This is a genomic window from Shewanella violacea DSS12, assembly GCF_000091325.1.
Taxonomy (GTDB): Bacteria; Pseudomonadota; Gammaproteobacteria; order Enterobacterales; family Shewanellaceae; genus Shewanella; species Shewanella violacea.
Map to the genome: position 1 here is coordinate 1108707 of NC_014012.1, position 12995 is coordinate 1121701.

The 12995-nt window shown below is 41.7% G+C and carries 10 protein-coding genes and 1 pseudogene; 6 read left to right on the forward strand and 5 right to left on the reverse strand.

Annotation, left to right across the window (positions count from 1 at the left end):
• Positions 1 to 467 precede the first annotated feature (467 nt).
• Positions 468 to 1013 (forward strand): Mpo1 family 2-hydroxy fatty acid dioxygenase, encoded by a 546-nt coding sequence (locus SVI_RS04465; protein ID WP_013050229.1) that lies wholly within the window; start codon positions 468 to 470, stop codon positions 1011 to 1013.
• Between the two features lie 198 nt (positions 1014 to 1211).
• Here the strand turns inward: SVI_RS04465 and SVI_RS04470 are convergent, their stop codons facing one another.
• Positions 1212 to 2162: an MBL fold metallo-hydrolase gene (locus SVI_RS04470; RefSeq protein ID WP_041419680.1), complete on the reverse strand. Its 951-nt coding sequence runs from the start codon at positions 2160 to 2162 to the stop codon at positions 1212 to 1214.
• Between the two features lie 353 nt (positions 2163 to 2515).
• Here SVI_RS04470 and SVI_RS04475 point away from each other — a divergent pair, with 353 nt between their 5' ends.
• The gene (locus tag SVI_RS04475) at positions 2516 to 4228 is read left to right on the forward strand and encodes an amidohydrolase (RefSeq protein WP_013050231.1); all 1713 of its coding nucleotides are present in this window, start codon (positions 2516 to 2518) and stop codon (positions 4226 to 4228) included.
• 52 nt (positions 4229 to 4280) lie between these two features.
• The gene (locus SVI_RS04480) at positions 4281 to 5903 is read left to right on the forward strand and encodes an MFS transporter (protein ID WP_041419681.1); all 1623 of its coding nucleotides are present in this window, start codon (positions 4281 to 4283) and stop codon (positions 5901 to 5903) included.
• Between the two features lie 37 nt (positions 5904 to 5940).
• Here SVI_RS04480 and SVI_RS04485 read toward each other — a convergent pair whose 3' ends face one another.
• The 4 genes and pseudogenes from SVI_RS04485 to SVI_RS04495 form a co-directional block, all read right to left on the reverse strand.
• Entirely contained in the window at positions 5941 to 6819 is an 879-nt protein-coding gene (locus SVI_RS04485; RefSeq protein WP_013050233.1) for a LysR substrate-binding domain-containing protein, read from the reverse strand.
• A gap of 158 nt (positions 6820 to 6977) precedes the next feature.
• Positions 6978 to 7308, reverse strand: a pseudogene (locus SVI_RS22050) (IS5/IS1182 family transposase); the annotation flags it as partial.
• Positions 7309 to 7928: 620 nt separating this feature from the next.
• Entirely contained in the window at positions 7929 to 9212 is a 1284-nt protein-coding gene (locus SVI_RS04490; RefSeq protein ID WP_013050234.1) for an HlyC/CorC family transporter, read from the reverse strand.
• A 214-nt stretch (positions 9213 to 9426) separates the two neighbouring features.
• Complete coding sequence (locus tag SVI_RS04495) at positions 9427 to 10215, reverse strand: cytochrome C assembly family protein (RefSeq protein ID WP_013050236.1); 789 nt, start codon at positions 10213 to 10215, stop codon at positions 9427 to 9429.
• Between the two features lie 305 nt (positions 10216 to 10520).
• Here SVI_RS04495 and ffh point away from each other — a divergent pair, with 305 nt between their 5' ends.
• From ffh to rimM, 3 genes are all read left to right on the forward strand, one after another.
• Positions 10521 to 11894, forward strand: a complete 1374-nt coding sequence (ffh, locus tag SVI_RS04500) for a signal recognition particle protein (RefSeq protein ID WP_013050237.1) — start codon at positions 10521 to 10523, stop codon at positions 11892 to 11894.
• 298 nt (positions 11895 to 12192) lie between these two features.
• On the forward strand, positions 12193 to 12444 hold the full coding sequence (gene rpsP / locus SVI_RS04505) for a 30S ribosomal protein S16 (protein WP_013050238.1): 252 nt from the start codon (positions 12193 to 12195) through the stop codon (positions 12442 to 12444).
• A gap of 20 nt (positions 12445 to 12464) precedes the next feature.
• Positions 12465 to 12995 carry a ribosome maturation factor RimM gene (gene rimM, locus SVI_RS04510; RefSeq protein WP_041419682.1) on the forward strand — a complete coding sequence of 177 codons (531 nt, stop codon included), beginning with the start codon at positions 12465 to 12467 and terminating at the stop codon, positions 12993 to 12995.

The following is a 12995-nucleotide window of genomic DNA, read 5'->3' on the forward strand; positions in this document are numbered from 1 at the left end:
GATAGGGATATCGAACTGGCTTTTAAACATGGAAGTTGTTTAATGTCGCAGAGCCCACAGGGATTGTGCTTGAATGATATCCTATCTAAAGGCCAGTTCAGCTTCCATGCTTCTCGTTCATAGGCACATGGCCACGCCATATTCACCGTGTCACAGAAGTGTTTACACATATAGCGAGCCGCAGGCTGTAGATTACATTGAAGCTTCGTTATCCAAAAGGTTAGCCAAAAACAGCACCAGTCTAATGAACCCACAATAGATATTTCAGAAACTTGCTATCCGACAAGTCTGCAATTTTTTGATCTTTTACTCTATTAAAAGACGGAAAAACCCTATAGGTTAACATTTGGTTAAATGAGACGAACGTGCATATAGAGTCAATGAACTCCTAGGTCCTAGAATCTAGTCAAATATATGAAAAGTTTAATCACTATCATTAAATCGGGTTATCTTGAGGAGAAGAGCAGATGAAATCCGCCGAAGAGCAGTTATCGACTTATAAGAGTGTCCACCTGAATCCGAAAAATATCAGGACTCACTTCCTTGGGGTTCCCTTGATTATCTGGTCTATATTCTTACTGCTACACCTTATCCCAGTTAATATTTTCGCCTGGGATGATCCCGCTATCAGCATCAATGTCGCGTCGGCCTTTGCTATTGGGGTACTGATCTATTACTTCAAGCTACATGTCGGTCTGGGCATAGGCTTAGCCCTGTTTATTCTGCCTGTACTCTATAGCTCTCATTTGGTTGCTCAGATGCAAGGCGGGGTTTGGATTGCTGTGGGTGTGTTTGTCCTGGGGTGGGTGTTCCAGCTTATCGGCCATAAATATGAGAAGGCCAAACCTGCCTTTATCGATGATCTTAATCAGCTATTGATAGGGCCATTCTTTCTCATGGCCGAGCTCTACTTTATGTTAGGACTGGAGAAGGAGTTGGATAAGCAGATAACGGCTATGGCGATAGCAAAGCGCCGTGATCTGGAGACACTACGCCGGGAGACGAGTACTTAAACGAACAGCTTATTCTGCAAACGTCGCATTCTGCTTAGCTAGCAGAATCGCAACCCTATCGATAAAAAGATGCTTGTCACTCAGTGACAAGCATCTTATCTATTAGCTTATTCTCTAGTTAGAGCTCTGGCATAAAATAATCATTTTTTATATGGTTATCGAGCTGATGACGTTTAAAATTAGCTCGATATGCCTTAATTAAAGACAATCCCAAACAATGTCGTAGCTGTCTTTAGCTACTTCTTTAATACGACAAGAAGTTGGGTTATTAAAGTGTGTAGGCAAAAGTAATGCATTTTTTTCTATGCAATCTTTAAGCAATTGACGGCGAGCTTGCTCTGCTTTTTCAGGAATAACACAAAAGATACTGTTCCAATCAGGATTAAACACTTGGATTGGATGATGCATGATATCGCCAGAAATAATGGCTGTTTCACCTTCTGATTCTACATCTACCCGGAATGTGCCTGGTGTGTGGCCAGCTGCATTTATTAGGGTCACAAAATTATCAATTTTCATGTCTTCTTGAGGAATAAGCGTCAAATGTCCACTTTCTAAAATAGGCAAAAGGCTATCTTCAACTGCAGGCTTAGTCGCAGCTGTAATACCCGGAAGCATGCCTTTTTCACATTCAATTCTGCGTCCACCGTCGACAATTTTACCTTCAGTGGCTGGATCCATGTTTTCACACCAATCAAAATCTGTTTGTGAAAATAGATATTTAGCATTGGGGAAGGTAGGAACAAATTTACCGTCAACCAAGCGAGTACACCAACCAAAATGATCTGAATGGAAGTGAGTACATAAGACAATATCTATGTCTTCTAGATTGATTCCTGCACGTGCAATCTTATCAAGATAATTAGTTTGTAGATTACTAAAACGATCCATTCCAGGGCGAACTTTATCGTTACCATTTCCTGGATCGACGAAAATAGTTGTTTCAGGTGTTTCAATAATCCAGCTGCTTTGACTTTGGAACATTTGATCAGTATCTGCCGTCATATAATTAGGCGTCATCCAATTACGATGTTTATTAATTTCTTCAAGGCTATACTTAGGGTACATTAATTCAAATGGAAAGCCTGCGCCTGACATTTCTTGTATTCTTGTTATTCTAACTTTACCAATCATTTGCGACATGTTCATTTGTTTTTCCTTTGTGCTCACTGCTCATTTGTTTAGTATTCTGAATAAAAGTTCTAGGTTAGTAAACAATAGTCAGGTAAAGCACTTTCTCATATTGTTATGTATTGGTTTTAATATGAGTGCCAATGATGCGCGCTTGCGCGTCGGCGGCTTAAGTCGCTGATTCTTAAGGGGTGGTTGTTAATTTTGGTTCGGGATTTTGACGATTTAATTGCCTTACAAATTTGTATTTTACAATTACAAAACTTAATCTATTTATGGTATTTGTATCATGTAAAATATATTCATTAAGAAAAGTCACTGTGATTTGTGATGTTTGTGTATTAGCGAATATAACTATTGGAACTAGTATTATGAAATTAAACAGCCTACCAGATGGATTCTTATTAAATAATAAGAAAGCCACTTTATTTATTTCTAACATTGTTACTGTTAATAAAGATCAACCTAGTGCAGAAGCTGTAGCTGTCATTGATGAACGTATAGTTGCTGTGGGTGATTTTTGTCAGGTTGAAAATTATCTTGTTAGCAATAATATAGCATTCGAGATTAATAATTCATTTAAAGATAAAGTATTAGTACCAGGCTTTATTGAAGCTCACATGCATACATTTATGACAGCGGCTTTCCAGGCGCGTATTTATTATGTAGGGCAAGTTGATAGATCTTCAACATCAGGTGAGTTAGTTAAAGCATCGGTGACAAGAGATGAGTTTATTACTCGTTTAAAAGAAGTTGTTGCCGATTATGAATCTAAACCTGAAGCAGAACGAAGCCCATGGGTTGATTGTTGGGGGTTTGATCCTTTACTCATTCAAGATGGTATTGAATTAAATAAATATCTTCTTGATGAAATTTGTCCTAACTATCCCTTGGCGATTGTTCATGCAAGTATGCATTTGTTCTCAGTCAATTCAAAAGGCATCGAGTTATGTGGTTATTCTGTCGATGACGATGCACATTTCATTGAGCGTACAGATGAAGGTGATGTCACGGGGAATATTGCCGAAATGGAAGCGGGGATGCGTATCTTCCATAAGGGTGGCATAAACCTACAAGGCACAGATGAAGAGCTGCAGTCATTCATGATTAAGCTATCAGAGAAGCAAGTAGCCATGGGTGTCACAACCATGATTGATGCCGGTGCCGGACTTCCATTCGATACTATGCCTTTATATAAAGCAGTGTCTGAACGTGAAGACATGCTAGTTCGTCATCATCCATATCCTTTAATTGAAAATAATAAACTTGAAGATGTCTTACAGTATCGTTTAAACAGCACCCCTATGATGTCAGTTAAGCGGGTGAAATTTGTCACTACTGATGGCTCCATTCAAGGCTTTACTGCTTACCTGCCTGAGAAATCCACCTATTATAATAATCACGGCAATGGGGTTATTCAACGTACACAAGAGCAGATTTATGATGCCGTGCTTCCTTATCATAAAGCCGGTTTTAATGTCTCGTTTCACTGTAATGGTAATGGTACCACCGAAGTTTTACTGGATATGATTGAGCGTTTACAAGAAGCGTATCCTCGTGAAAATGCTCGTCACTGTTTGGAACACAATCAGTTAGTGACGGAAGAGCAATTGGCACGAATGAAGAAATTAGGTGTGGTGCATAATTTATTTACTATGCACATGGCTATCTGGGGCGACGTTCATGCCAATGAAACCGTCGGACCACAAGTTGTAAAGTCTATGGAACCATGTCGCAGTTCAATAAATCATGGTGTTCGTTTCTCTATTCACTCAGATGACTCAGTAACAGAATGTAATCCATTATTTAATATGTGGACGGCAGTCAATCGTACTAATATTTTTTCTAATATTACCTACGGAGAATATCAAAAGTTAACTGCTGAAGAGGCATTGGAAGCAGTCACTCTTGGTGCTGCATATATTTCGGATGAAGATCATCTTAAAGGCAGTATCGAACCTGGAAAACTGGCTGATTTTGCCATTCTTGAACACAGTCCTATGGATGTCGATGTGATGAAAATTAAAGACATCTCTGTTTTAGGAACGGTATTAGGCGGCAAGGTACAACTTTCTAAGTTTTAATAATAACTAAAGGCACTCTAGCTAAGCTGGAGTGCCTCTTTGTGAGAATTATATGGAAAATATACAAAAAATGCCTTTAGCTAAAACGGGCATTGCTAAATGGTTTAGTCTAGTCATTATATTATTAGCTCAACTGGGAACCATGAGCGATAATTCAGGTTTATCAGTTGCTACCTCTTCGTTAATCAATGATCTCGGTGCTTCTGTTGCCGATGTCGCGTTTGCTAATGCTATGTACCCCTTAATTGCCGGTGCTTGTATGATAGCAGGTGGCATGCTTGGCTTAATTATTGGTTGGACCCGTTTATTTCAACTCGGCACTGTGCTTATGTTTGTGGCTGAAGCGGTTGCCGCTTACACAGACAACATGCAAGTGTTTATATTTGTTGCTCGTGGTTTATCAGGACTTGGTGCGAGTTTCTTAGTTCCTGCTGTGCTTGGGCTTATTGCGGGGATCTATAAAGGTAAAGATCGTGCCTTAGCTTTCGCTGCTGTTGCTGCCGTTATTGGTGTTGCTAACACTGCCGCCCCCTTATTGTTCGGCTACATCATAGATGCATTTAATTATCGTATCGCTTTTGCAGGTCTTGCTGGTTACTTTGCTGTTTTAACAATCTTGGGATTCTTCTTAGATAAAGTAGAAAAATCAAAGATAAAAATAAAATATGATTTATTCGGTACTGTACTGGTAAGTTCAGGTTTACTGGCTTTATTCATAGGTTTATTAAAAATAACAGAGTGGGGATTAATTACTCCAATCAATCCAGAAATGACGTTTATGGGGATCAGTCCATCCTTGCCATTAGTGGCTGTGGGTTTAACTGTATTAGTTGCTTTTCTTAAATGGGAGAAGAAATTCGAACAAAAACATGGTGCCTGTTTGATGCCTGAATCTTTTGTAAAAACCCCTCAATTAAGAGATGGTCTTTACATGTGTGGTTTCATCTTTTTAATGTTTGGTGCTTTCGTCATGTTAGGTATTACTTACCTACAATTAGTCGCAGAGTATTCTGCTTTCGATACAGCGAAAGTCATGATTATTTTCTCAACAGGCATGCTACTTACCTCTATTGCTGCGCCGATTAAATTAAATAAAATATCATGTCGAACATTATGTAATGTAGGAATTGGTTTGTGTGGTCTGGCAGCTATATTTGGTGCTCTAGGATCAGAGCTGCAAGATATTAATGAATTCTTTTATGCTTGTGCGCTATTTATTGGTTTAGGAACCGGTTTAATTGCTTCGCAAGCCTCTTTAATTGTTACTGAGGCCGTTAATGATCGCGATGCAACTCAATCTGGCGGTGTTCAGGCAACGTCACGAAATATTGGTCAAACAGTAGGTATTGCCTTGTTAGGCACAACCATGATGTTTTCATTAACTGGTACGGTAAAATCTCAAGCCGAAGAGAGTTTGACACTGAGTGTTGAGGCTAAATATCAAGTTGAACAGATTGCATCAGTTCCTTTCTTGTCCGATAGTGGATTTGAGAAGTTATGGCAAGATAAAATAACGGAGCAGAAAGACATAGAGATATTGGTTGATATTAACCGTTCTGCACGTCAATCATCTGTACGTTTAGCTTGGTATCTACTCGCGCTAATTTGCCTTGGTTTCTCTCTCGGTATGACACGAAGCATACCAAAGCGTTCCTTATCATTAGCTAAACCTTAAATTTGATTTTCCCCCTGCATCAATAGGTGTAGGGGGATTAAACAGAAAATACAGAACCTGGAATTCGTTTAATTAAACAATCTAAAAATAGTTTCACATTGTATGATGGCTGTCTGGTATTAGGGTAAAGAGCCCAAACCCCCTCTTTTTCTGCTTCATACTCAGTTAATATCTGAATCAGTGAGTTATTTTTAAGGTGCTCTTTTAGGTGATAGTCGGGTAACTGAATTAGACCTAGATGCTGTACTCCCGCCTTTAATACCGCCATCGAGTTATTACAACGCAGGCGACCTGAAACTTTCACCTTGCCTGTTTTGAAGCTCCAGTAGTCAGTTAGTCCATTGATGCAGTTGAAGTTTTTAAGTTCTTCCAAATCTTTAGGTATACCATATTTGTTTGCATATTCCGGAGACACACACACAGATTTTTTCCGTGTCCCAAGCTTTTTACAAATAAGCGATGAATCTTCCAAGTTACCAAGCCTTACAGCTAGATCAATACCATCCTCAATAAGGTTTACTCTTTGATTAGTCAGTATTAAATCGATTTTTATTTGTTCGTATTTCAGCAGGAAATCATTAACAATAGGCGCAATTATCTGATCTCCATAGGTCGTTGGAGCCGTGATCCTTATGCTGCCTTCTGCAGAACTTTGATATTGAGAAAGCATGCTTTGCGCATTCAATAGCTCAGTGTTGGCTTTTTTACTGTATTGGTAATAGATCTTACCTTCTTCAGTCAATGTCAGTAATCGAGTGGAACGATAAAAAAGTTGTGTCGAGAGTTCTGCTTCCAAATGTTTTACTTTTCTGCTTATTTGCGCAGTCGAGGTATTTAATCGCTTGGCCGCTTTTGTAAAACTTTGGTTTTCTACGGAGCAAATAAACTCCGTCACTCCTACCCAGTTTGAAATCATATTTTCACCTTTACCGGTTCTGATTCGGGGACTTTCTAATACTCGTTCTGATAGGAACGTTCAAATAATTTCGCATTTGAAACAAACTATACTGAATTAATTAAAGTAATTTTGTCATTTTAGGCCTAAATGCTGGCTGTTTTTTAGGCGTAAATGGTTCAGAAATGAGCTATAGATCTAGCTGTAGCAAGCATTTCAGCTAAGTAAGCAGCATGTTTCCTTATTGGCATTACTATGACTTTGTTTGTGACTTTAACAAAGGTTAAGGATTCACCGACTTGAGTATTGTGATCTTGAAGGCTAAGTTTGAGCTAATCAGTCGCTTATATCGCTAGATGCTGTTTCAGATAGTGACCGCTGGTGATAGTCGTTCTTCCGTTTCCATTGTGAGCATGGCTTACTCTTGAGTGCTTTACGGCCTAGTCGTAAATATCTAGTATTGCTTCTAGGTGGAATCGTTGGCTTACAAGTCTTACGCCTGAATAGTCGCTTTCTTTATCATGGTTAAGGCTTTTCTATTCTCCTTCTCCGTACACTTAGATTTGTTTAATCAATAGCTAGATGTGCTACAGGACCATAGATGTACGATGTTCGATTCCGACTGTCTTATCGTTGACTGATACAGGTATATTGTGGGGAAGTCAGAGTAAGAGGTATTAGTTGGCAAACAGACTTATTGAAGCCTCCGAGTGCTGGTAGTAATAGCTTGATTACACCGTTAACCAAAGGGGCTGTTTCAATGGCAGAACAGAGTAAATATATCCTCTATCCTCTATCACTATCACCTTGATAGAAATTACACCGTCAGACTTAATCCCTGCTCATTAATGCAGAAGGTTAGCGAGCTTAGGTTAACCTATGTTTAGGTGTACTCCGACCCATTGGTGATTTTATGCTTAGGTTTGCCCACTAAGCCTTTGGTGGATTTGAAGCCTAGGTTCCACAGACTGAGTTAGAGGTTTTTTAGGGAGATTGCGCAGGAGATAGGTTAGATAGTGATAATGTTATCTGATGAATAGATCAAGCAGTAACTAGAAATATATTATGATACTCGCTAGTTACTATCTGATAAGCCACTAATTTCCATCTGTAGGGAAGGCCAGTTTATTCTAGTCTTTTTCCTTATCGGGCCCTTGATAGTGTTGTGGCATGATGCGAACTGTCTTCACCATATTTTCGCCGACTTCAATTACTTCTATGGGGTAACCAGAGATCCGCATGCTGGTGTTAGTGGCAGGGATCTCTTCAAGATACTCGACAATCAGTCCGTTTAGCGTCTTAGGACCATTGGTGGGGAAGTCCCATTTCATTTCCTTGTTGAGCTCACGTATGTTGATGGTCGCCTCGATGAGGAAGCTGCCGTCTTGCTGCTTATTGATATCTTCGCTGGGGGTGGACTCCATGGAGGTGGTAAAGTCACCGACTATCTCCTCAAGAATATCTTCCAGTGTCACCAGACCTTGAATATCACCATATTCATCTACTACTAGGCCGATGCGCTCCTTGTTCTGCTGGAAGTTACCTAGCTGCACATTGAGAGGTGTGCCTTCGGGAATAAAATAGAGCTCTTTTACCGCTCGTAGTAGAGACGATTTACTGAACTGGTTCTTAGACTGCAGGCGCAGCGCATCGCGAAGATGTACGAAGCCTACGGCATCATCAATATTATCTCTAAACAGCAGGACCCGGGTATGGGGACTCTGGATCATCTGTTTAGTGATGCTCTTGAAGTCATCATTGATATTGATGGCGAACAGATCTGAGCGGGGGATCATGATGTCCTCCACAGTGACTTTTTCGAGATCCATTATCGACAGCAGCATCTCCTGGTGTCGCCTGGGGATTATGGCTCCGGCTTCGTGAACCACAGTTCTCAGCTCCTCTTTGCTCAATGCATCTGATGGATTTATCGAACGGATCCCCAGAATACGAAGAAAACCTGAGGTGATCAGATTGACGGATTTTACCAAAGGATATAAGAAAACCAGTAACCATTTCAGCACTAGACTGGATGGGAAGGCGATACGCTCAGGGTGCAGTGCAGCTATGGTTTTCGGAGTGACTTCGGCGAAAACCAATACCACTAGAGTGAGAACAACAGGGGCTATAGCTAAGCCTAGATCACCATAGAGACGTATACCAATAACAGCTGCTATGGTCGATGCAAGTATGTTCACCAGATTATTGCCGATGAGGATAAGGCCTATGAGTTTGTCGGGCCGGTCCAGTAATTTCATCGCGCGTTGAGCGCCTTTATGACCACTAGAGGCTAAATGCTTAAGTCGATAGCGGTTCAGTGTCATCATGGCTGTTTCAGACCCAGAAAAATAGGCTGAAATGATGAGTAACACGATGAGAATGATAAGCAGTGAACTGGTAGAGATGGCGTCCAAAAAGGAGCTCCATTAGTTGGCTGTAGTTGTGACTATGACATTGGCAATATTAGTTATAGCTATATCTGTTAGCTTATCTGAATATTGCTTGTGTCTGTATTTTAGAATTTATTCACAGGCTAGTAATTACAAGTCTTTGAATATGGTGTCAAGTTTACCGAGCATATACACAGAATTAAATGTATCCCATGCAGACAGCTAACAAAATAAATTATTAAGTTAAGATTAGTTCTTTAACAATTCGGGCGCCAAAGTAAGCTAGTGACAGCATGGTGGCTCCCGTGAGGGTATAGAGCACAGCGGTTCTTACTCTACAGCCAACCCAATACTGTTGAGCAAGCATGGCAATATAGGTAAACCAGGCCATGATAGATAGAGTTGCCTTGTGACCCTTGCCCTCTTCGAACATGTCATCGAGGAAGATAAAGCCGGTGGCGAGAGAGAGACTCAATAAGATAACGCCAACAATTACCAGATGATAAAGTTGTTTCTCAACTGTCATCAGAGGTGGCGTTGCTGGGTTCATGATCATCTTCTTACTCTTTAATCTATTTTGAATTATCGCCAGCTGTATGGCATAGAGGGCGGCGATCATCAAGGCGCTATAGGCCATCAAAGACAGAACTACATGGACTAATATGTCGGGGTGGATCTCAAAATGAGTGATGTATTGCGGTGGTACCAGCCAGAGCATTGCAACCGAGATGACGGAGCATGCGTACACTACGGGTACGACGACAATCATCTTGAGTCTAGACAGTAAGATGGTAAAGCTGAAGGCGATAATCCAATTCACCATAGAGATGACATTGGTCAGGCTAAAATTTTGTCCATCTGTGGTCAGGATAGCCTGAGATAATGCAGCGGCATGTAGTACCACTCCAATAGCGGCAAAGCCCGCGACAAGACGGCGATTAGGTCCATCGGCATGAAACAGACGACTGGCCACTAATACTAAGGCTATGGAGTAAAAGAACATGGCTGAAGCGGAAAATAAAACCATTGAGTATTAACCTGTCGTTTTGTTTGCTGTGGTCTGCTTAGTTCACCACAAATTCGAAGGGCGACAAGTAAGCAAATCCTTGTTTTTAATCTTACGCCTAGAGTAACACGAGCTAAGGTGACTTGTGCACTAGATACAGGTACAAAAAATAGTGCTTTCTGAGCGTTAGGCCTAAGTTATACACTTTAGTCTAGCTATATAGGAACGCGCTTGCGTTTAATCTTGCACCATAGCAGTAGCATATTATCTGGGCGTCGCTATAATACTGCCCATTAATATGAATTCTAAATGGTAAGAACGCGATAATGTTTGAGAACCTAACGGACAGATTGTCACGTACACTGAAAAATATCAGCGGACGTGGTCGCTTAACAGAAGATAATGTTAAGGAAACTCTACGAGAAGTGCGTATGGCACTGCTTGAGGCCGATGTTGCCTTGCCAGTTGTACGTGCCTTCGTCAATAACGTCAAAGAGCGTGCTGTTGGTCAAGAAGTTTCTAAGAGTCTGAGTCCTGGGCAAGCATTCATCAAGATAGTCCAGAGCGAACTTGAGAACGCCATGGGCGAGGCCAACGAAGGCCTAGATCTTTCGGCGTTGCCGCCGGCAGTGATCATGGTGGCGGGTCTTCAAGGTGCGGGTAAAACTACCAGTGTCGCAAAACTGGGTAAATTTCTCCGCGAGCGTGAGAAGAAATCTGTATTAGTTGTGAGTGCCGACGTATACCGTCCGGCGGCGATTAAACAGCTAGAAACCTTGGCAACCGAAGTCGATGTGCAGTTCTTCCCATCTGATGTCAGCCAGAAGCCAATCGATATCGTTAATGCTGCCTTGGCTCATGCCAAGCTTAAGTTTATCGATGTAGTCATAGTCGATACCGCGGGTCGTCTGCATGTCGACGAGAGCATGATGGATGAGATTAAGGCGCTTCATGCCGCGGTCAATCCTGTTGAAACCTTATTTGTTGTCGATGCGATGACGGGTCAGGATGCGGCTATTACGGCTAAAGCTTTCAACGAAGCGCTACCCTTAACCGGTATTGTACTGACTAAGGTTGATGGTGATGCTCGTGGCGGCGCGGCTCTGTCTATTCGTCATATCACTGGCAAGCCTATCAAGTTCTTGGGTGTGGGTGAGAAAACCGATGCCTTAGAGGCATTCCATCCAGATCGAATCGCGTCACGTATCTTAGGTATGGGTGATGTGCTGTCACTTATCGAAGAAGTTGAGCGTGGCGTCGATAAAGACAAGGCGATGAAGCTCGCTGCTAAAGTAAAGAAAGGCGGTAGCTTCGATCTCGAAGATTTCCGTGAGCAGCTGCAGCAGATGAAAAATATGGGCGGCATGATGGGCATGATTGAAAAACTGCCTGGTGTCGGCCAACTGCCTCCTGAGGCACTCGCTCAAGTGCAAAGCGGTAAAATGACGAACCAGATGGAAGCCATCATAAGTTCTATGACACCGGGTGAGCGTAAGCGTCCCGATATCATAAAAGGTTCACGTAAACGCAGAATCGCTTTGGGATCGGGTACGCAGATCCAAGATGTGAACCGCTTGCTTAAACAATTCACTCAGATGCAGAAGATGATGAAGAAGATGTCTGCTAAAGGCGGAATGAAGAAGATGATGCGTGGCATGAGTGGTATGTTGCCACCTGGAATGAAGATGCCGGGTCGTTAAAGACCAGATTTTTATCAGTTTAATAGCCCACAGATGCAAAATTATTGTCTGTGGGCTTTTTATTTACCTAGTATCAAATCTAGATGCTTTGAATGATAGTAACAATTAGATGTGAAAACTATGGATAGCTATTCTGATTTTATAGGGCGGAATTTAATCAGAATAGCTATATTTGGTTGCATTTGCCGGTAAGTAAGGTAAAATCGTGCGGCTTTCTATCTGGAGCTCTTCGCGAACACGGAGTTCCAGTTTTTATTTTTGCTTCTTGAGAAGCAAATCATTAGAGGATAAAAGACGCATGGTTACCATTCGTTTAGCTCGTGGCGGCGCAAAAAAGCGTCCATTTTACAACATCGTAGTTGCTGATAGCCGTAAGGCTCGTGACGGTCGTTTCATCGAACGTCTTGGTTTCTTCAACCCAATGGCTCGTGGCCAGGAAGAAACTCTACGTTTAGACCTAGCTCGCGTTGAGCATTGGGTTGCAACTGGTGCTACTACATCTGATCGTGTAGCTAAGTTGATCAAAGACGCGCGTAAAGCAGCTGCTTAATAGCGTTAAGGTATAGATTGATGAGTAGTAAACAAGAACCTGTCGTACTGGGGAAATTAGGATCCAGTCATGGCATTAAGGGTTGGTTGAAGATCACTACCTATACCGATTCTGTTGAAGGTATTTTTGACTATTCTCCTTGGTTGATTAAAGAGCAAGGTGAATGGCGCGAGGTTAAGGTGCTGCAGTGGCGTTTTCAGGGAAAGGCGGTTGTCGCTTCTCTTGAAGGTGTAGAAACTCGGGACCAGGCGCAAATGCTCACAAACTGTGAGATTGCGGTTACTCTGCAACAGATGGAGACCTTGCCGGAAGATGAATTCTACTGGCGAGATCTTATCGGTTGTGAAGTGGTTAATACCAAAGGCTACAACATGGGCAAGGTACAGGAGATCGTGGAAACAGGATCGAATGACGTGCTCTTAGTTAAAGCCAACGCGAAAGATGGCTTCGGCAAAGCGGAACGTATGATCCCCTTTGTCACCGAACAGTTCATCATCGAGGTGAACTTGACGGAAAAACAGATCACTGTGGATTGGGATCCGGACTTTTAA